Origin of the sequence: Sphingobium algorifonticola, assembly GCF_004005485.1 — a bacterium.
GTDB lineage: Bacteria > Pseudomonadota > Alphaproteobacteria > Sphingomonadales > Sphingomonadaceae > Sphingobium > Sphingobium algorifonticola.
In genome coordinates, this window is the sequence record NZ_RZUL01000001.1 from 458,463 (window position 1) to 477,208 (window position 18,746).

The 18,746-nt window shown below is 65.2% G+C and carries 18 protein-coding genes and 1 riboswitch; of the genes, 9 read left to right on the forward strand and 9 right to left on the reverse strand.

From position 1 onward, the window contains the following. Positions 1-137: 137 nt before the first annotated feature. Positions 138-653, forward strand: a complete 516-nt coding sequence (locus ENE74_RS02320) for a CHAP domain-containing protein (protein WP_206517621.1) — start codon at positions 138-140, stop codon at positions 651-653. Between the two features lie 111 nt (positions 654-764). Then, the gene (locus tag ENE74_RS02325; RefSeq protein ID WP_478403540.1) at positions 765-1,433 is read left to right on the forward strand and encodes a CHAP domain-containing protein; all 669 of its coding nucleotides are present in this window, start codon (positions 765-767) and stop codon (positions 1,431-1,433) included. Between the two features lie 66 nt (positions 1,434-1,499). Here ENE74_RS02325 and ENE74_RS02330 read toward each other — a convergent pair whose 3' ends face one another. From ENE74_RS02330 to ENE74_RS02345, 4 genes are all read right to left on the reverse strand, one after another. After that, on the reverse strand, positions 1,500-1,799 hold the full coding sequence (locus ENE74_RS02330) for a DUF3297 family protein (RefSeq protein WP_127689021.1): 300 nt from the start codon (positions 1,797-1,799) through the stop codon (positions 1,500-1,502). Positions 1,800-1,863: 64 nt separating this feature from the next. Continuing rightward, positions 1,864-3,789 carry a 1-deoxy-D-xylulose-5-phosphate synthase gene (gene dxs, locus ENE74_RS02335; protein ID WP_127689022.1) on the reverse strand — a complete coding sequence of 642 codons (1,926 nt, stop codon included), beginning with the start codon at positions 3,787-3,789 and terminating at the stop codon, positions 1,864-1,866. Positions 3,790-3,858: 69 nt separating this feature from the next. After that, positions 3,859-4,323, reverse strand: a complete 465-nt coding sequence (locus ENE74_RS02340; protein WP_127689023.1) for a Fur family transcriptional regulator — start codon at positions 4,321-4,323, stop codon at positions 3,859-3,861. A gap of 100 nt (positions 4,324-4,423) precedes the next feature. Then, positions 4,424-5,950 (reverse strand): catalase, encoded by a 1,527-nt coding sequence (locus ENE74_RS02345; protein WP_127689024.1) that lies wholly within the window; start codon positions 5,948-5,950, stop codon positions 4,424-4,426. A gap of 179 nt (positions 5,951-6,129) precedes the next feature. Then, a riboswitch (yybP-ykoY riboswitch) is annotated at positions 6,130-6,237 on the forward strand. 92 nt (positions 6,238-6,329) lie between these two features. Between ENE74_RS02345 and ENE74_RS02350 the strand changes: the two genes are divergently transcribed. The 5 genes from ENE74_RS02350 (at position 6,330) to ENE74_RS02370 (ending at position 10,739) form a co-directional block, all read left to right on the forward strand. Continuing rightward, a complete protein-coding gene (locus ENE74_RS02350; RefSeq protein ID WP_127689025.1) occupies positions 6,330-6,902 on the forward strand; it encodes a TMEM165/GDT1 family protein in 573 nt (190 codons plus the stop codon). A gap of 81 nt (positions 6,903-6,983) precedes the next feature. Then, positions 6,984-7,355, forward strand: coding sequence for a hypothetical protein (locus ENE74_RS02355; RefSeq protein WP_127689026.1), 372 nt, complete (start codon positions 6,984-6,986; stop codon positions 7,353-7,355). Between the two features lie 129 nt (positions 7,356-7,484). Next, positions 7,485-8,708 (forward strand): argininosuccinate synthase, encoded by a 1,224-nt coding sequence (locus ENE74_RS02360; protein WP_127689027.1) that lies wholly within the window; start codon positions 7,485-7,487, stop codon positions 8,706-8,708. Positions 8,709-8,742: 34 nt separating this feature from the next. Further along, positions 8,743-9,372 carry a DUF1345 domain-containing protein gene (locus ENE74_RS02365; protein ID WP_127689028.1) on the forward strand — a complete coding sequence of 210 codons (630 nt, stop codon included), beginning with the start codon at positions 8,743-8,745 and terminating at the stop codon, positions 9,370-9,372. A 59-nt stretch (positions 9,373-9,431) separates the two neighbouring features. Next, positions 9,432-10,739, forward strand: coding sequence for a methyltransferase family protein (locus ENE74_RS02370; protein ID WP_127689029.1), 1,308 nt, complete (start codon positions 9,432-9,434; stop codon positions 10,737-10,739). Between the two features lie 110 nt (positions 10,740-10,849). Here the strand turns inward: ENE74_RS02370 and ENE74_RS02375 are convergent, their stop codons facing one another. After that, the gene (locus ENE74_RS02375; RefSeq protein ID WP_127689030.1) at positions 10,850-12,223 is read right to left on the reverse strand and encodes a glutamate--cysteine ligase; all 1,374 of its coding nucleotides are present in this window, start codon (positions 12,221-12,223) and stop codon (positions 10,850-10,852) included. A 103-nt stretch (positions 12,224-12,326) separates the two neighbouring features. Beyond that, complete coding sequence (locus tag ENE74_RS02380) at positions 12,327-13,091, reverse strand: 16S rRNA (uracil(1498)-N(3))-methyltransferase (RefSeq protein WP_127689031.1); 765 nt, start codon at positions 13,089-13,091, stop codon at positions 12,327-12,329. A gap of 64 nt (positions 13,092-13,155) precedes the next feature. On the opposite strand from ENE74_RS02380, the gene ubiA reads away from it, so the two are divergent. Together ubiA and ENE74_RS02390 are read left to right on the forward strand one after the other, a co-directional pair. Next, complete coding sequence (ubiA, locus tag ENE74_RS02385) at positions 13,156-14,058, forward strand: 4-hydroxybenzoate octaprenyltransferase (protein WP_127689032.1); 903 nt, start codon at positions 13,156-13,158, stop codon at positions 14,056-14,058. A 79-nt stretch (positions 14,059-14,137) separates the two neighbouring features. Continuing rightward, complete coding sequence (locus ENE74_RS02390; RefSeq protein WP_127689033.1) at positions 14,138-14,590, forward strand: hypothetical protein; 453 nt, start codon at positions 14,138-14,140, stop codon at positions 14,588-14,590. On the opposite strand, the gene ENE74_RS02395 is transcribed toward ENE74_RS02390, so the two are convergent. The 3 genes from ENE74_RS02395 to smc form a co-directional block, all read right to left on the reverse strand. After that, complete coding sequence (locus ENE74_RS02395) at positions 14,587-14,859, reverse strand: BrnA antitoxin family protein (protein WP_241241780.1); 273 nt, start codon at positions 14,857-14,859, stop codon at positions 14,587-14,589. The two genes, ENE74_RS02390 and ENE74_RS02395, sit on opposite strands and share 4 nt — an antisense overlap. Then, the gene (locus tag ENE74_RS02400) at positions 14,825-15,097 is read right to left on the reverse strand and encodes a BrnT family toxin (RefSeq protein WP_127689034.1); all 273 of its coding nucleotides are present in this window, start codon (positions 15,095-15,097) and stop codon (positions 14,825-14,827) included. The genes ENE74_RS02395 and ENE74_RS02400 overlap by 35 nt, the downstream gene beginning before the upstream one ends. A 169-nt stretch (positions 15,098-15,266) precedes the next feature. Further along, on the reverse strand, positions 15,267-18,707 hold the full coding sequence (gene smc, locus ENE74_RS02405) for a chromosome segregation protein SMC (RefSeq protein ID WP_127689035.1): 3,441 nt from the start codon (positions 18,705-18,707) through the stop codon (positions 15,267-15,269). Between the last annotated feature and the right edge of the window lie 39 nt (positions 18,708-18,746).

Consider the following 18,746-nt stretch of genomic DNA (forward strand, 5'->3'; position numbering starts at 1 on the left):
GGCAATTTCGTTCCCGCTGTCACGCAGGAGGGTGCGCCGCGCAACGCATCGTCGCAACGCTTCGCCGCAGACCAGTGGCGCGGCTACGTCTCCTCCCGTCTATGGCTTTCAGGACAAAGCGAGGGGTCGCACCTACCATGACAATGATGTTTCGCGCGGCGTTTGTGCTGATGGCCGCATGCGGCCTGTTGGCTGCACAGACACCTGCGATGGCCGGAACCCTGCAATGCGCGCCTTATGCCCGGCAGATTTCGGGCATTCAGCTTTTCGGACGCGCCGCCGACTGGTGGGCGCAGGCGGAGGGACGCTATGATCGCGGGCAGGAACCGCGCGTCGGCGCGGTGCTGGCCTTTGCGGCGTCCGGCGCGATGCCCGCGGGCCATGTCGCGATGGTGAGCCAGGTCGTCTCCCCGCGCGAGGTGCGGCTGACGCATGCGAACTGGTCCTATCGCGGCGGCATCGAACGGGACGTCCGTGCCATCGACGTATCGGCTGCGAACGACTGGAGCGACGTCAAGGTCTGGTACGGCCCCACCGGCGCCCTCGGCACACGATCGAACCCCGCGCGCGGTTTCATCTATGCGCAGGCACCGGCGGCCGCAGATCGTCCGGTACAGATCGCGGCGGCGGCGGGAACGACCGCGCTCAACTAATTCTTGCCGACGGGCGTCGCATCCTCGATCCACCGCGATGCTTAACCCGATGCTAGGCATTTCTGCCTAGACCAGTCGCTGGTGGGGTGATGACGAGCTTTCGGAATCACGATGATGCGACATTTTCGGGTCAAGGCAGCAGCGATGCTGCTGGCGACCGGTCTTGCCCTGGCCAGCGCCATGCCGCTGCGCGCGGCGGACATATTGCAATGCGTTCCCTATGCCCGCGCGGTGTCGGGCGTCGTCCTCTATGGCGATGCATGGACCTGGTGGGACCAGGCGGCGGGTCGATACGATCGCGGCCATCGTCCGCGCAAGGGCGCGGTGCTGGCGTTCCAGCCGTACGGACCGATGGAGCTTGGCCATGTGGCGGTGGTCAGCAAAATCCTGTCGGCGCGCGAAGTGCTGATCCGCCATGCCAACTGGTCCAGCCCCGGCGCGATCGAGGAGGATGTGCGGGCGATCGACGTGTCCGATGCGAACGACTGGAGCGAAGTGCGCGTGTGGCATACGCCGACGGGGCAGATGGGCGCACGGACCAACCCGACATTCGGGTTCATCTATGGCGAGAAGGCGCGACTCAATCCGTTCACGGGGCTGGGCGGATACCGCCTCACGCAGGCGATTGCGCCTGTACGCGAAGCAGCGTCGGCGCCCAAAGCGCAGACACCGCGCCTTGCTTACGCCGATGTCTCGCGCATCGAGGATTTCCGTCCGAAGAAAGAGCGTTCGCTGGCGGACATCATTCGCGACGTGAAGCGGGATGCGCGGATCAGATAGTCCTGCGGTGCCGCACCGATGGGGAAACGACACGCCATAACGGCCCTCACGTCAGAATGACGGCACTTACGCCCCGCCGCTATCCTGCGCAGCATGTTCAAACCAGGCTTCAACGGGACCGGACAGCTTGATAGTCAGCGGCTGGCCATGGCGATCCTTCGTCTTGCCCGCCGCGACTCGGATCCAGCCTTCGGATATGCTGTATTCCTCCACATCGTTGCGTACCCGATCCTTGAAACGGATGCCGATGCCGCGCTGGAGCACGTCCATATCGAAATAGGGGCTGCGCGGATTGGTGGAGAGGCGATCGGGCGGCGTGTCGGCGGCACCGCTACCCGTCGGTTCGCCAGTTTCGATATCGGTCATGTCAATGGTCCTGCAACAGAAAGCGGCGCACTAGGAGGCATCGGACAAGGCGTCAACGCTTCTGTCAGGCGCGCACCTCGCCCACCATGCCCGCGCTGTTGTGCCGCAGCGCCGTCAGCACGCTGTCGACAATCGCGTCGGCATCCAGCCCGGCGTCGGCATATTGCTTTTCGGGCTTGTCCTGATCCTGGAAAATGTCGGGCAGGCGCAAGGTACGAATCTTGAGGCCCGCGTCAGTCAGGCCAAGGTCGCTTGCCATGGTCAGCACATGCGCGCCAAGCCCGCCGATCGCGCCTTCCTCCACCGTCACCGCCACTTCATGCGTCGACAGCAGACGGCGGATCATTGCCTCGTCCAGCGGCTTGGCAAAGCGCAGGTCAGCGACGGTGGTGGACAGGCCCTTGGCTTCCAGCGCCTCGGCGGCTTTCAGCGCCTCTTCCAGCCGGGTGCCGAGCGAGAGAATAGCAACCTTGTGCCCTTCGCGCACGATGCGGCCCTTGCCGATTTCCAGCCGCTGCGGCACGGCGGGCAAGGCGACGCCAGTGCCGTTGCCGCGCGGATAGCGCACGGCGATCGGCCCGCTGTCATGCACCGCGCATGTGTGGACCATATGGACCAGCTCAGCCTCGTCCGCCGCTGCCATCACAACGAAATTGGGCAAGGTCGCCAGATAGGTGACGTCGAAACTGCCGGCGTGCGTGCAGCCGTCCGCCCCCACCAATCCCGCGCGATCGATACCGAAGCGCACCGGCAGATTCTGGATCGCGACATCATGCACCACCTGATCATAGGCGCGCTGGAGGAACGTCGAATAGATGGCGCAGAACGGACGCATGCCTTGCGCGGCGAGGCCCGCGGCGAATGTCACCGCATGCTGTTCGGCAATACCGACATCGAACGTGCGGTCGGGGAACGCCTCCTGAAACTTGTCGAGACCAGTGCCCGACGGCATCGCCGCCGTGATCGCACATATGCGGTCGTCGCGTTCGCCCTCGGCAATCAGCGCCTTGGCGAACACCGCCGTATAGCTGGGCGGTCCGGGCGGCGCCTTCGCCTGCGCGCCCGTCACCACGTCGAACTTCTGCACGCCATGATATTTGTCGGCGGCATTTTCGGCCGGGGCGTAACCCTTGCCCTTCTTCGTCACGACATGGACCAGAATCGGTCCTTCCTCCGCATCGCGCACATTTTCGAGAACGGGGATCAACTGTTCCAGATTGTGCCCGTCGATCGGGCCGACATAATAAAAGCCCAGCTCCTCGAACAGGGTGCCGCCCATCGCCATGCCGCGCGCGAACTCGTCAGTCTTGCGCGCTGCCTTCTGCAAGGGGCGCGGCAGCTTGCGCGCCACCCGCTTCAACGCCTCGCGCACCGAAAGAAACTCACGACTGGACACGATCCGCGCCAGATAGGCTGACAGGCCACCCACAGGCGGGGCAATCGACATGTCATTGTCGTTGAGGATCACGACGAGGCGGTTGCCCGCCTCGCGCGCGTTGTTCATCGCCTCATAGGCCATGCCGGCGGACATCGCGCCGTCGCCGATGACCGCAATGCCCTTGCCCGGTGTCCCCTGCAACTTGTTGGCGATGGCAAAACCCAGCGCCGCGCTGATCGAGGTGGAGCTGTGCGCTGCGCCGAACGGATCATATTCGCTTTCGGCCCGTTTGGTGAAGCCCGACAGGCCGCCGCCCATGCGCAGGGTGCGAATGCGATCGCGCCGCCCGGTCAGCACCTTGTGCGGATAGCATTGGTGGCCGACATCCCACACCAGCCGGTCGTCGGGCGTGTTGAATACATAATGGATCGCGGCGGTCAGCTCGACCACGCCCAGCCCCGAACCCAGATGGCCGCCGGTCACGCCGACCGCCGAAATGACTTCCTGCCGCAATTCATCGGCCAGCTGGGGCAATTGCTCGGGTGCCAGTTTGCGCAAATCGGCCGGCACATGGACGGTATCGAGCAGCGGCGTAAGCGGACGTTCAGACATGGATATCGTGTTCTCCTGCCTTCAGCTTAGCGGCTTCGGCAGAGCATGTCGAATAGTGTAATGCGGATGTCAGGCCGCGCACCTGGCGCAGGTGCCGAGGACTTCGATCACGGGGCGGTCCGCCACGAACCCTTCGTTCGCCGCGCGCTTGCGCACATTGCCGGTCAGCGCGTCGTCATCGACATGCTTCGCCTCGCCGCATGTCTTGCACACCAGAAAGATGCAGTCGTGCAGGCAACCGGGATGCGCATTGGCGATATAGGCGTTGGCGCTTTCGACGCGCGTCGCGAGGTTTGACGACACGAACAGGTCGAGAATGCGATAGACGCTGTTGGGCGCAACGCGCTTGCCGCGTGCCCGCGACACGCTGTCGGCAATGTCATAGGCGGAAGCAGGCTTGTCTTCCCGCGCCAGCGCATCGAAAATGGCGGCGCGCATCGGCGTCCATTGCTCGCCGCGGTGCTCCAGCGTTGCCTGTGCAGCCTCAGCCAGCGAGCGGCCGGTTGGTTCATGGTGATGATGCGCATGCGCCATGCTGACTATCTAGGCGCACGGGTCCGGCGCGGCAAGCCCGGCTGTACGACAGCACCGGGCCGCACCCGCAACGGATGCAGCCCGGTACAGACATTGCCGGTCAGGCCGAAGCGTCGGCCAGAACCTTGTCCGTCGGCGCGGAAATCGACGGATTGCGATCCTTGATAGCCGCGCGTGCCCGGCGCACGCCCGCGCCATAGTCAGGATGCACCTGATCGAAAAGCGCGCACTGCCGTTCCTCGATGAAATCCGGGATGTCGCCCATCGCGGCGGCGATGTTGGAGAACAACCGGTCTTTCTGTGCCTGATCGAACAATTCGAACAAAGCGCGCGGCTGGCTGAAATCATCATTGCCTTCACGATGATTGTAGCGGTCGGCATCACCCGAAATGCGCAGCGGCGGCTCGCGATATTCGGCGCGCTCCACCGGCCCGCCAAAGCTGTTCGGCTCATAATAGGCGGCCGGATTGGGATTGTTCGGCGTAAAGCGCATCGCCCCATCCTTGTGATAATTGTTCACCGGCGATTTGGGCGCGTTGACGGGCAAGGCCTCGTAATGCGTGCCGATCCGGTGCCGATGCGCGTCGGCATAAGCGAAGATGCGGGCCTGGAGCATCTTGTCCGGCGAGAAGCCGATGCCCGGCACGATGTTCGACGGGCTGAATGCGACCTGCTCGATCTCCGAAAAATAATTGTCGGCATTCCGGTTCAACTCGAACTCGCCGATGTCGATCAGCGGATAGTCGCCATGCGGCCACACCTTCGTGAGGTCGAACGGATTATAGGGCGTCTTGTCGGCATCCAGTTCCGGCATGATCTGCACCTGCATCTTCCACTTCGGAAAGTCGCCGGTCTCGATCGCCTCGAACAGGTCCTCCTGCGTCGATTCGCGGGTGCGACCCACGACATCGGCGGCCTCTTCATTAGTCCAGTGCTTGTGGCCCTGCATCGTCTTGAAGTGGAACTTCACCCAGAACCGCTCACCCGCGTCGTTGATGAGGCTGAAGGTGTGGCTGCCATAGCCGTTGATGTGACGGACGCCGACCGGCAGTCCGCGATCGGACATCAGGATCGTCACCTGATGCAGCGATTCGGGGCTGAGCGACCAGAAATCCCACATCGCCGTCGGTGAGCGCAGATTGGTGCGCGGATGGCGCTTTTGCGTGTGAATGAAGTCGGGAAACTTCACCGGATCGCGCACGAAGAACACCGGCGTGTTGTTGCCGACCAAATCCCAATTGCCCTCGGGCGTGTAGAATTTGAGCGAGAAGCCGCGCACGTCGCGCTCGGCATCCGCTGCGCCTGCTTCACCGGCCACCGTGGAAAAGCGAGCAATCATCGGGGTTTCGGTGCCGGGTTGCAGCACCTTGGCGCGGGTATATTTGCTGATGTCGCCTGTGATGCGCAGGGTGCCATGCGCGCCCCAGCCCTTGGCATGCACGACGCGCTCTGGAATGCGCTCGCGATTCTGATGCGCCAGCTTTTCGATCAGCTGATAATCCTGCAGCAGCAGCGGACCGCGCGGCCCGGCGCTCAGCGAGTTCTGGTTATCCGGGATCGGCGCGCCCGCGCTCGTCGTCATCACGGGGCCGCCGGTCTGCGGGGCGGATTTCGGCTGGTCGGTCATCGCTGTTCTCCTCGTCGTGCCATGCTCTATGGTGAAACAGTGTCTAAGCCGTCGGCGTTACATCAGAAAATTGATTAAAAATGCCACATTGATCGCAAAAAGCGTTTACCGCTGCGCCTTTGCGCCAGCCCCTCTTGCCTCAGTGCCCCTTGCCTCGGTCCGGCGACTCGCCTAGCGATTAGCGCGTCATCTGGGGAGTAGCCAGCCACGGCTTTGGCCGTGGGTCGCGCATCAACATATTTGGTGGAGACACCATGGTGCGCGGGGCAGGATCGATGGTCCTGTCTGTCGAGACCAATGGCATCGGCTTTCCGTCCCGGTCGGGCGGGAAGGCCGGTGACATTGTGTCCATCCGCTGCCCGACCCCGGACATTGCCCCATGGACGCCTTTCTTGCATCGACCGCCGTGGTCGCCCTCGCCGAAATCGGCGACAAGACGCAATTGCTTGCCATTCTCCTCGCCGTCCGCTTCCGCAGACCAGTCGCGGTGATCGCCGGGATATTGGTGGCGACGCTCGCCAATCATTTCCTGGCGGCGCTGCTGGGCCATGGCATCGCCGGGCTGCTGGACAGCATCGCCTTCCGCTATGCCATCGCGCTGGGGTTCATTGCCATGGCGCTGTGGACGCTCGTCCCCGACACGATGGATGCCGACGATGCCCCCCGGTCGCGCGGCGGCGCCTTCGCCACCACGCTGGTTGCATTTTTCCTGGTTGAGATGGGGGACAAGACGCAGGTGGCGACGATTGCGCTGGGCGCGCAGTTTGGCGCGACGGTCGGGCAGGTGCTGGCGGTCACGGCGGGAACGACCCTGGGCATGATGATCGCCAACGTACCGGCGGTGTATCTGGGGGAGGCGCTGATCCGGCGCCTGTCCCTCGCGCGGATTCGTCAGGCGGCGGCACTGCTGTTCCTTGCGATCGGCCTGTGGCTGCTTGCCGGTCTCCAATAAATTATCAATCTATCGGCCATAGGATGCCGCAGCATAGGCCAATGCGGAATGCCGCGATGCTGGGAGAGCGAAAGACCCGATATGGTTCAGGTAATCATCAACAAGGCTGCGCATCGCGTCGAAATTGCCTTCAAGGACGGCTATTCGAAGGCCGCGCTGGCCGGCTTCGATACGCAGTTGCGGGCGGCGGCATCCCTTGCCAAGGGGCATGGGTCCTGGTTCGACATTCTTGCCGATTTCAGCGATTTCGGCGTCATGCCGCAGGACACGACGGACGATGGCCACGCGCGTATCGCCTGGTGCATGGCCAACGGCCTGCGCCGGTCCGCCAATGTCACGGGCAGCACGATCATGAAGATGCAGATCGAGCGGCTCGCCCCCGATCCGCGATTCCAGTATTTCCGTACACGCGAACAGGCGGCCGCCTGGCTCGACAGCCCCTATAGCGACTGAGCGCCGGACTGCGGCAGGCAGCGGAAGGACCCGGACAGAAGGGGCCGTGGCGGGGATCGCTTTATTGCACTTGCCGCCGCCGCCTGTTACCCGCGCGCCGTCTCTCTTGCTTTCGGGGAAAGTCCGCGCATGTCCGATTCCATCAACCGCGTTGTCCTTGCCTTTTCCGGCGGTCTCGACACCAGCGTCATCCTGAAGTGGCTGCAACAGACCTATGGCTGTGAAGTCGTGACCTTCACGGCGGATCTGGGCCAGGGCGAGGAGCTGGAACCGGCCCGGCGCAAGGCGGAATTGATGGGCGTGAAGCCCGACCATATCTTCATCGACGATCTGCGCGAGGAGTTTGTCCGCGATTACGTCTTCCCGATGATGCGCGCCAACGCACTCTATGAGGGGCTTTATCTGCTCGGCACCTCGATCGCCCGGCCGCTGATCGCCAAGCGCCAGATCGAAATCGCGCGCGCGGTCAACGCCGACGCGGTCAGCCATGGTGCGACCGGCAAGGGCAATGATCAGGTGCGGTTCGAGCTGGGCTATTATGCCCTTGCGCCCGACATCAAGGTCATCGCGCCGTGGCGCGAGTGGGACCTGACCAGCCGCACCCGCCTGATCGCCTTTGCCGAGGAGCATCAGATCCCCATCGCGAAGGACAAGCGCGGGGAAAGCCCCTTTTCGACCGACGCGAACATGCTGCACACGTCCTCCGAAGGCAAGGTGCTGGAGGACCCGTGGGAGGAAGTGCCCGACTATGTCTATTCGCGCACGGTCCATCCCGAAGACGCGCCCGATCAGCCCGAAGTCATCACCATCGACTTCGAACGGGGCGATGGCGTGGCGATCAACGGTGAAGGCATGTCGCCTGCGACCCTGCTGGAAACGCTGAACGATTACGGCCGCAGGCACGGCATCGGGCGGCTCGATCTCGTCGAAAACCGCTTCGTGGGCATGAAGTCGCGCGGCATGTACGAGACGCCGGGCGGCACGATCTACCATCTCGCGCATCGCGGGATCGAGCAACTGACGCTCGATCGCGGTGCCGCGCATCTGAAGGATGAACTGGCACCGCGCTATGCCGAGCTGGTCTATAACGGTTTCTGGTTCTCGCCCGAACGCGAAATGTTGCAGGCGGCGATCGACCACAGCCAGAGCAAGGTAACGGGCACCGTTCGCCTGAAGCTTTACAAGGGCGGCGTCTACGTCACCGGGCGCAAGTCGCCGCATTCGCTTTACAGCGAGAAGGTCGTGACGTTCGAGGATGACGCGGGCGCCTATGACCAGCGCGATGCGGCGGGCTTCATCAAGCTGAATGCCCTGCGCCTTCGCCTGCTCGGGCGGCGGGACGGCGCGTCCTGACGCATCGGGCGCGAAATGCCGTGAGGCGCAGGCGATGAAAGGGGAGCGCCGTCGGCTGTTTCCCTGGCGCTACGGCATGTTTCTGGCGTTGCTGGCGCTGTGCGCGCCACTCGCGCTTATGCTGCCCTGGCATGAAGCGGTGATGGCCGGATTCGATATTGCCGCGGTGACCTTTCTGCTGTCGGTCTGGCCGTTGCTCGATGCCAACGCCGAAGCCATGCGCGATGCGGCGCGGCGCAACGATGCCAATCGCGGCATCATGCTGCTACTGACCGCCATCGTCACGCTGGTCATCCTGATCGCGGTCGGCGTGGCCGTGACCGCCCATGATGCGCCCAAGGGCGGCGCCATCGCGTTGCTGCTGGTCACGCTGACGCTGTCGTGGATCTTTTCCAACAGCGTCTACGCCCTGCATTATGCCCATATCTGCTATCGGGACGAGGCGCAGGCCGCCTGTCAGGCCGGTATGGCCTTTCCCGGAACCGACGAGCCGGACTATTGGGATTTTCTCTACTTCGCCTTCACGCTGGGCATGACGTTCCAGACATCGGACGTGACGATCAGCGGAACCGCGGTGCGCCGCATCGTCCTCTTCCACTGCCTTGCCGCATTCATCTTCAATCTTGGCGTGATTGCCTTCACGATCAACATATTGGGCGGTTGACCGGCGCTGGCGTTCCATGCCTTCACCGCTTGCTTACCCTTTTGGGTTAGGCATGCACGATGACCGCCGCGACCGACCCCTGCCCGCCTTCCGCCGTCAGCCATGGCGTCGGCATCGCCGGTCTTGCCGGATTGCTCGCGTGGACGGGTGTCGCCTGGCATTATGGCATGGACGGTCCTTATGCCGGGCTGACCGCCGTTGCCGCCTGCGGCCTGCCGATGATCCTCTGGTCGCTGCTGGTGGATCGGGTGCATCGCAATCGCTCGACCGGGATCGACTGGAACGGCCCGCCGCGCCCGTTGGCCGATGTTCTCGACACCAGCCTCGTCAAGATCGCGGGGCTTTGGGTGACATGGGGTGGCATCGCGATCCTCTATGGCCTCGGCCGCTGGTACTGGAGCGGCGACTATCGCTTCGTCATGCAGCTGTTCGGTGCCGCAGCACCCGTGCTGCTGGCCCTCTCCGTCCCCTATGTCCTGTGGCTCGATCGCCGCCTTGTCGATCCGAAGGACGCGACCTACGCCTTTGGCCAGTGGATCATCGGCGGCGCGGCGGGGCAGGCGGACCTGAGCCAGGTCGCGCATCATCTGCGCGCCTGGCTGGTCAAAGGCTTCTTCCTGGCCTTCATGCTCTCCGTCGTGCCGGGCAATTTCGCCAATCTGGTCCACTGGAAAGGCGCGGACGTGCTGGCCAGCCCGTTTGCGCTCACCAATTTTCTGGTGACATTGCTGTTCCTCATCGACGTCGCCTTTGCCACGGTCGGCTATATGCTGACGTTGAAGCCGCTCGACGCGCATATCCGCACCGCCAATCCATTTCTGGCCGGCTGGGTCGCGGCGCTGATCTGCTATCCGCCGTTCGTGCTGATGGGCGGCGGCGGGCCGCTCGATTATCATCCGGGCACGGCGGACTGGTCGCACTGGCTGGCGGGTAGCGGGCCGCTGCATGTCACAGCGCAATGGATCTGGGGCGCGATGCTGGTGGCACTGACCGGCATCTATGCCTGGGCGACAGTGGCCTTCGGCCTGCGCTTTTCCAATCTCACGCATCGCGGCATTATCACCCACGGTCCCTATCGGTGGACGCGCCATCCGGCCTATCTGTCGAAGAACCTGTTCTGGTGGCTGTCCACCCTGCCTTTCCTGGCGACCAGTGGCAGCCTGATCGACATGGTGCGCAACAGCGCAATTCTGGCGCTGGTCAGCGGCGTCTATTACTGGCGCGCGCGGACAGAGGAAGCGCATCTGCTGCCCGATCCGGCCTATGCGGCCTATAGCGCGTGGATGGCCCGCAACGGCTGGATCGACCGGCTGTTGGCGGGGGATCGCGGACGACGGGCGGAGCCGGTCACGCAGCCTGCGGAGTAAGCGGGTATACGAATACAACTGTTCCCCGGCGAAAGCCGGGGTCCAGAGCAACGCAATACAGTCCTTTGTGGCCCTGGGCCCCGGCTTTCGCCGACGAACAACTGCTACGCTTAAAAACTCTCTTCCGCATAGACCCGGCTGACATCACCGCCCCATTCGCCATGATAGCGGTCGAGCAGCCGTTCGGCAGGCGTCTTGCCGCTGGCGACGACATCCTGCAACGCGGCGAGATAGCCCGTTTCGTTGTCGCCCGCGCTGTTCAGCCGCCCCCGCGCAGCAAGGCCGCTGCGGGCGATCTCCACCACTTCGGCTGCGATATGGCGCAGCGTCCTGCCGCCGCCGATCGGCGCGTTCAGCCCGAGACGCGGCACGGAGTCGCGCAGGGCCTGCCGTTCGTTCATCGACCAGTCCTTGACCACATCCCACGCGGCATCCAGCGCCGTGTCGTCATAGAGCAACCCGACCCAAAGCGCGGGCAGCGCGCAGATGCGCCCCCACGGCCCGCCGTCCGCGCCGCGCATCTCAAGAAAGCTCTTCAGCCGCACTTCGGGGAAAGCGGTGGAGAGATGATCCTCCCAATCCTTCTCGGTCGGCTTTTCACCGGGCAGGACGGAAAGCTTGCCTTCGAGGAAATCGCGGAAGCTGAGGCCCGAAGCGTCGATATACTTCCCCTCGCGGAACACGAAATACATAGGCACGTCGAGCGCATAGTCGGCATAGCGTTCGTAGCCGAAGCCGTCCTCGAACACGAAGGGGAGCATGCCGGTGCGGTGCGGATCGGTGTCCGACCAGATATGGCTGCGATAGGACAGGAACCCGTTGGGTTTGCCTTCGGTAAAGGGCGAATTGGCGAACAGCGCCGTCGCGAGCGGTTGCAGCGCCAGCGAAGTGCGGAACATCTTCGCCATGCCCGCTTCGCTGCGATAGTCGAGGTTCACCTGCACCGTGCAGGTGCGCAGCATCATGTCGAGGCCCATGGAGCCGACGCGCGGCATGTGCCGCAGCATGATCTCATAGCGGCCCTTGGGCATGATCGGCAGGTCGGCGCGCGTCTTGTCCGGCCACATGCCGAGACCCAGGAAGCCAAGGCCCAGCATGTCGCCGACATATTTCACCTGTTCGAGGTGCCGTCCGGTTTCCGCACAGGTCTGGTGCAGATTTTCCAGCGGCGCGCCGGACAGTTCGAGCTGCCCCGCCGGTTCCAGGCTGATCGTGCCGTCGTCGCCCGAAAGCGCGATGATGTTCTCGCCTTCGAAGACCGGCTTCCAGCCATAGCGGGTCAGGCCGATAAGCAGGGTGTGGATGCCGCCCTTTTCCTCATAGGAAGGGGCGTGATGATCCTTGACCGAGTAGACGAACTTTTCATGCTCGGTGCCGATGCGCCAGCGTTCGGGCGGCTTTTCCCCCTTGGCGAAGGCCGCGATGAGCTGATCGCGGCTTTCGATGATCGGATCGCTGCCGCCGGAGTCTGTTCTGGTGCTCATGCCCCGCCCTTAATCGTTCCGCCACGCACGTCAAATCAGGCGGGCAGGATGCAGATAAGGCCCCGTTATGACAGGCGCAATCCCATTGCGTATCGCAACCTGTTTATTCCGCGCCTCCCTGCGGCGCCCAGTCGCCGTTCAGTGTCATCCATGCGGCGGTCGCTGCGATCGCGGCGGTTTCCGCGCGCAGGATGCGCGGGCCGAGTGACACCGGCACCGCGGCGGGCAGCGCGCGAATGGCGGCGCGCTCCGCAGGATCGAAACCGCCTTCGGGCCCCACCAGCAAGGCGGCCGGGCCGCGATAGGCCACCAAAGCCTGGGCCATCGGCACGCCACCCGTCTCGTCGGCGAAGAAAAGATGCCGCCCTTCGGGCCAGTCGCGGAGCAGCGCGTCGAGCTTCACCATAGCGGCGAGGTCGGGCAGCGCCGTGCGGCCGCACTGTTCCGCCGCCTCCACCAGATGCGCGCGGAGCCGATCAAGATTGAGCCTGTCCACCACCGCGCGCCGGGTCTGCACCGGCTGAAGCCGCGCAACGCCCAGTTCACACGCCTTTTCGGCGATGAGGTCGATCCGGCCCTTCTTGACCGGCGCAACGCACAGCCAGAAATCCGGCACCCGTTCGAGCGGCTTCGTCCGCACGACGCAATCGAGCACAAGATCGCGCTTGCGGATATCGCGCGCCCGCGCCGCCCATTCACCCGATCGCCCGTCGAACAGCAGCACGATGTCGTCCGGCTTCACGCGCATCACGCTGATGAGATAATGCGCCGCATTGCCCTCGACGGTCACTGCCACGCCTTCGCCGAGCGCGGCCTCCACATAGAGGCGCGACGCGCTCTGGGGGGGCCATGCAGGGGTTGCAGTCATCGTGAAATCCATTCATCGGTTCGCGCGGACGTCCTCTCTAGGACGCAGGGCGACCGGAGGACAAGTGACCCAAGCCATCGTGCCAGACAGCGAAGCCCGCAGCCTGATCGCGCGTCTGCCGGCCCTGCCGCGCGCGCTCGCCATGCTCGCCCGGTTCGACCGGCCGATCGGCTGGTGGCTGCTGTTTTGGCCCGGCGCATGGGCGATCGCGCTGGCGGGCGGGGCCTTCTCGCGCTGGGACATGATCCTGTGGATATTGCTCGGCAGCATCGCGATGCGCGGGGCGGGATGCGTATACAACGACATCGTCGACCGCGATCTCGACCGGCAGGTTGCCCGTACCGCCGCCCGGCCGCTGGCGAGTGGTGCTGTCTCGCTCAAGGTCGCATGGGCCTGGCTGGTGACGCTCAGCCTGATCGGTCTTGTCGTGCTACTCCAGCTGCGCCCCTATGCCCAGGTCGTGGCGCTCGCCAGCCTGGCGCTGGTGGCCGCCTATCCTTTCATGAAGCGCATTACCTGGTGGCCGCAGGCGTGGCTTGGCCTAGTCTTCAGCTGGGCCGCGCTGGTGGGGTGGAGCGAAATCAGCGGCAGCCTGACCCTGCCCGGCCTGACGCTCTATGCGGGCAGCATCCTCTGGGTGATCGGATATGACACCATCTATGCATTGCAGGACCGGGAAGACGATGCGCTGATCGGCATCCGTTCCAGCGCATTGCGCATGGGGCGGCGCGTGAAGCCGGGTGTCGCGCTGTTCTATGCCGGTGCGCTCGCCTGCTGGGGTGCAGCGATATGGCAGATACGACCGCAGCCGCTGGCCCTCGCCGCGCTGCTGCCGGTGGCTGCGCATCTCGCCTGGCAGGTGCTGACATTGCGAGAGGACGGTGCCGATCCGCTCGCCAAGTTCCGCGCCAACCGCTTTGCCGGACTGCTGATGGCGCTTGCCTGCCTGGTCGTCGGAAGCGCATGAGCGCATTGCCACGGCTTTGTCGCATCACACGGACATAATGCTACGCACCGGGCGTTAGGGCAGTGACGGGAGCGACTTTATGATGAACGGGTTTGGACTGTGGGCGGACATGCTGTCCACCTGGAGCGCGATGGCGCAGGGCGCGACGCGCATGGGGACGCTGACGAAGGATTCCGCCTTTGTCGTCGATCATCGCACGCGCCTGATGGCGGACGCCATGCGTAATCCCCTGACCGGCGATTATGCCGAGCTGTCGATGATGGTGCCGGAAAAGGTGACGGCCTTTTCGCAGGCGGGCTTGGCCGGATTTCAGGCGATGACACGCTTTCAGGCGGACGGATTTGCGATCTGGCAGAAGATGATGGGAATCGCCCTGTCCGGCCAGCCGATGACCGCCGCGCAGGGCATGGCTCTGGCATCGCAATCGACCCGCGCGCTCAAACGCGCGAACCATGCATCAGGTCGCACCATGGCCCCGATCGAAAATGGCGCGACCGCCAACGCCCGGCGGCTGCGCAAGAAAGCCGACTAGAGATCAAGCGCCTTGCGCAGCGCCGCGTTGATGCGGCTCTGCCAGCCCGGTCCGGTCGCCCGAAACCCCTCGACCACTACGCTGTCGAGCCGCAACGTCACCTGCCGCTTGGGATCGGCGGATTTGGGACGGCCGGGCTTTGTAAGGGTGCCGTCGGCGGGGCGGATAAGACGATCGCCATCGTAGATAGCGGCACGATTCCATTGATCGTCTGTCCATTCTGGCAGGTCGTCATCATCCAACCCAATGATCGAACTTTCTTTGTTCACGGGCGTTGCACTTTCTCATCGAAAAGACACGTATTCCATCTGGAATCGGCGTGAAAGCAAACATTACCAACCGGTTATCGACAAATCCGTACGCCAGAAACCGTGGTTCAGGATAAGGCTTGCGATCGTCTTCCAGAACGATGTGAACACCCTTCAAAATCTCAGGTGCATCGACAAAGTCCAGTCCCCGGTTTTCCAAGGTCCATAGGCGCTTCGTCTCATCAAAACTAACCTTCATGTTCCATCCCTCTGCCGAAACGAAACGCGCGAGGCGGTCCGCCTTAGGTCAAGCAACACACAAAGGGCTTATGAGAATGGAATCCGAGATTAGATCAATGCGAAGTGTTGAGCAGAGTTACCGTGTGTTGCTCCATTTTATGTAACTCCAAAAACTATCTGCGTCAAGGCTATTCCGCCGCCAGCAGTTCCTCTGCCCCGCCCAGATCGACCGAGACCAGGCGACTGACGCCCTGTTCCACCATCGTCACGCCGAACAGGCGGTGCATGCGCGCCATGGTGACGGCATTGTGGGTGACGATCAGGTAACGGGTCCGCGTATCGGCGACCATCCGGTCGAGCAGGTCGCAGAAACGTTCGACATTGGCATCGTCGAGCGGCGCATCCACTTCGTCGAGGACACAAATCGGCGCGGGATTGGTCAGGAACAGGCCGAAAATCAGCGCGACCGCCGTCAGCGCCTGCTCCCCGCCCGACAGGAGCGTCAACGCCGCCAGCTTCTTGCCCGGCGGCTGGGCCATGATTTCCAGGCCGGCCTCCAGCGGATCCTCGCTGTCGATCAGCTGGAGATGCGCCTGCCCGCCGTCGAACAGTGTTGTGAACAGCCGCCGGAAGTGCCCGTCCACCGCTTCGAACGCCGCCAGAAGGCGCTGCCGCCCCTCGCGGTTGAGGCTGCCGATCGAGCCCCGCAACTGATGGATCGCCTGCGTCAGCTCCGCGCTTTCGGCGCGGCTGCGCGCCTGTGCGGCCTCCAGTTCGGCGAGTTCCTGAGCGGCAACCAGATTGACCGGGCCGATCCGTTCGCGCTCCGCCACCAGCCGGTCCTGTTCGGCCTGCTCGGTCTGGGCGATGCGGATGGTGGCACTGTCGAAACCGGTTTTTTCGGGCAATACCGGCGGGGGACATTCGAACCGCTCGCCGGACAACCGTCCCGTCTCCAGCCGCTTGTCCTGCGCCGCCTCCGCCCGTGCAGCAGCACCCGCGCGCGCTTCGCGGGCGGCGCTGACCTGCTCGGCGGCGGCACGTTCCCGCGCTTCCGTCTCAGCGAGCGCCGTTTCGGCAGCGCGCTCCGCTGTCTGCGCAACGGTGGCCCGATCGGCAAGCGTCGTCACCGCATCGGCGAGCGTCGCGATCTCCGTATCCAGTGTATCGGGCTTCCCGTCGAGCGCCGCGCGATCGGCGGCGATCGCGTCCGCCCGCCCCGCCATTGCCGCGATCCGCTTGGCCGCCTCACCCGCCCGCGCGCGCCAGCCACGCGCTTCGGCCTCTGTCGCCGCAAGCCGCTCACGATCGCTTGCGGCGGCGCGCTCGGCCATCGCCAGATCGGCCTGTGCCTGCGCAACCGCAAGCCGCGCCCGATCGCTTGCCTGCGAGAGAGCGGCGACATGCGTGTGCGTTTCCGCGCCATCGGGCAATGCCGCGCGCGCGCCCTGCGCCGCCTCATGATCGGCCAGCGCGGCGGCATGATCGCGCCGCAGATCCTCGAGCCGTGCCGCCAGTGCATCATCACGGGCAGCGCGCCGCTCGATGGCCCCGGCAACGTCATCAAGGCTCCGCAATGCCGCCCGCGCACGCTGCTCCGCATCCGCGAGTCGGGCGCGTCCGGCAAGCAGCGCGGCGGCGGCCGACTGCGCGGCATTTTCCGCCATGGCCAGCGCCTGCCCGGCATCGTCGACATCCTGCGCCAGCCCCGGGCGCTGGGTGACGATGGCGTCGAGCCGGTTGCGGCGGATGAGCCGCTGTGCCGCCTCGGCGCCACCTTCCAGCGCCACGAAACCGTCCCAGCGCCGCATCTGCCCATCCAGCGTCACCAGCCTTTGTCCGACCGCGAGCGTCTGTCCGGCGTCATGCTCCGCCACGGCAATCTGCGCCAGCCGCCGCGCAAGCTCGGGCGGGGCCGTCACATGATCGGACAGCGGCGTGGTGCCCGACGGCACCGCGGGATCGCCCGCCAGCGCCTCGCCGCCGCCCCAGCGCCGCGTGCCCGCAACGCCGATCGCCGCTTCCAGATCGTCGCCCAAAGCCGCCGCCAGAGCGCGTTCATAGCCCGACGCAGCCGTGACACGATCGAGCGCGCGATCCGCACCGTCCCGACGCTCCAGCGCCTTGGCGAGCGCCGCCGCTTCGCTATCGAGCGCCGCCAGCGCCGCGCGCGCAGCCGACAGCGCCGATTCCGCCGCCGCCCGCGCCGTTGCGGCCTCGTCGCGATGCGTTTCGGCCGCCGCGATCGCCGCCTCCGCACTGGCCTGGTCAGCCTGTGCCGCCTGCCGCGCCACCGTGGCTTCTTCGCGACGCGCTTCCAGCGGCGCGAGGGCCGGCAGGTCCGCCTGTTCCGTCTCGGCCCGGCGCAGGTCACGCTCGGCACGTTCCAGCCGGCCCTTCGCCGCGATCAGCGCGGCTTCGGCGACGCGCAGTTCCGCCTGCTCGCCCGCCTGCTGCGCCATGGCCCTGGCCAGCGCGACTTCGGCATCGCGCGCGACGGTTTCGGCTTCCGCCACGCGCGCCGCGCGGTCCGGTGCGGTCGCCTGGGTTTCCGCGATACGCGCCTTCAGGGCGGCACCTTCTTCCGCCAGACGCGCGAGTGCCTGCGCGGCATCATGCGCCAGCGCGCTTTCGCGTCCCCTGTCCTCCTCCAGTCGCGCCGCCTGCGCCGACAGATCATCGAGACGCCGGGCGATCGCGGTGCGTTCGGCCCGGAGCGTGGCGAGGCGATGGCCCGCGTCGGTCGCGGCATCGCGCGCCTGCTGGGCCGCACTGCGGGCCGTGGCCAGCGCATCGACCGCCGCACGGACATGGGCTGCGGCGGCTGTCTGCGCTTCCTGGGCCATGCCGACCGCTGCCTCGGCCGCCTGCGCTTCGGCGCGGGCGGCCTCGGCCGCCGCAGCCGCCTCACGCCAACGGGCAAAGATCGTGCGGGCCTCGGCCGTGCGAATCTGGCCCGAGAGCACGGTATAGCGTTCGGCCGCGCGCGCCTGCCGCCGCAGCGCGTTCGCTCGATTGTCCATATCACCCAATATGTCGTCCAGCCGGGCGAGATTGGCTTCCGCGGCGCGCAATTTCTGTTCGGCGTCGCGGCGGCGCACATGCAGCCCGGCGATGCCTGCCGCTTCCTCCAGCATGGCGCGCCGTTCCTGCGGACGAGCGGCGATCACGGCGGCGATCTTCCCCTGGCTGACGAGGGCCGGACTGTGCGCGCCGGTTGCCGCGTCGGCAAAGATCAGCGACACGTCCTTCGCGCGCACATCCCGCCCGTTGGCGCGATAGGCGCTGCCCGCGCCGCGCTCGATCCGGCGGATCACTTCCAGTTCGCCGTCCGCGCCGACATCGACCGAAGGGAAGAGTTCGCCCTGTTCCTGGATGGTGAGCAGCGCGACTTCGGCAAAATCGCGCTGCGGGCGCGTCGCCGTGCCTGCGAAGATAACGTCGTCCATGCCACCGCCGCGCATGGACCGTGCGCTCGATTCGCCCATCACCCAGCGGATCGCTTCCAGCAGGTTGGACTTGCCGCAGCCGTTGGGACCGACGATGCCGGTCAGCCCCGGCTCGATGCGCAGTTCGGTCGCATCGACAAAGCTCTTGAAACCGCTGAGTTTCAGCCGCTTTATCTGCACGGCGTGGCCCTCACCGCGCCATGCCCGTCAGAAAGAAGC

What these genes read in the sequence shown, in the direction of transcription:
- ENE74_RS02340 (WP_127689023.1), bottom strand. Translation starts at nt 4,323, where the DNA reads ATGGCGCATGCGCATCATCACCATGAACCAACCGGCCGCTCGCTGGCT.
- ENE74_RS02360 (WP_127689027.1), top strand. Translation starts at nt 7,485, where the DNA reads ATGTCCGATTCCATCAACCGCGTTGTCCTTGCCTTTTCCGGCGGTCTC.
- ENE74_RS02350 (WP_127689025.1), top strand. Translation starts at nt 6,330, where the DNA reads ATGGACGCCTTTCTTGCATCGACCGCCGTGGTCGCCCTCGCCGAAATC.
- ENE74_RS02370 (WP_127689029.1), top strand. Translation starts at nt 9,432, where the DNA reads ATGACCGCCGCGACCGACCCCTGCCCGCCTTCCGCCGTCAGCCATGGC.
- ENE74_RS02320 (WP_206517621.1), top strand. Translation starts at nt 138, where the DNA reads ATGACAATGATGTTTCGCGCGGCGTTTGTGCTGATGGCCGCATGCGGC.
- ENE74_RS02375 (WP_127689030.1), bottom strand. Translation starts at nt 12,223, where the DNA reads ATGAGCACCAGAACAGACTCCGGCGGCAGCGATCCGATCATCGAAAGC.
- ENE74_RS02355 (WP_127689026.1), top strand. Translation starts at nt 6,984, where the DNA reads ATGGTTCAGGTAATCATCAACAAGGCTGCGCATCGCGTCGAAATTGCC.
- ENE74_RS02400 (WP_127689034.1), bottom strand. Translation starts at nt 15,097, where the DNA reads ATGAAGGTTAGTTTTGATGAGACGAAGCGCCTATGGACCTTGGAAAAC.
- dxs (WP_127689022.1), bottom strand. Translation starts at nt 3,789, where the DNA reads ATGTCTGAACGTCCGCTTACGCCGCTGCTCGATACCGTCCATGTGCCG.
- ENE74_RS02390 (WP_127689033.1), top strand. Translation starts at nt 14,138, where the DNA reads ATGATGAACGGGTTTGGACTGTGGGCGGACATGCTGTCCACCTGGAGC.
- ENE74_RS02330 (WP_127689021.1), bottom strand. Translation starts at nt 1,799, where the DNA reads ATGACCGATATCGAAACTGGCGAACCGACGGGTAGCGGTGCCGCCGAC.
- ENE74_RS02345 (WP_127689024.1), bottom strand. Translation starts at nt 5,950, where the DNA reads ATGACCGACCAGCCGAAATCCGCCCCGCAGACCGGCGGCCCCGTGATG.
- ENE74_RS02365 (WP_127689028.1), top strand. Translation starts at nt 8,743, where the DNA reads ATGAAAGGGGAGCGCCGTCGGCTGTTTCCCTGGCGCTACGGCATGTTT.
- ENE74_RS02380 (WP_127689031.1), bottom strand. Translation starts at nt 13,091, where the DNA reads ATGACTGCAACCCCTGCATGGCCCCCCCAGAGCGCGTCGCGCCTCTAT.
- ENE74_RS02325 (WP_478403540.1), top strand. Translation starts at nt 765, where the DNA reads ATGATGCGACATTTTCGGGTCAAGGCAGCAGCGATGCTGCTGGCGACC.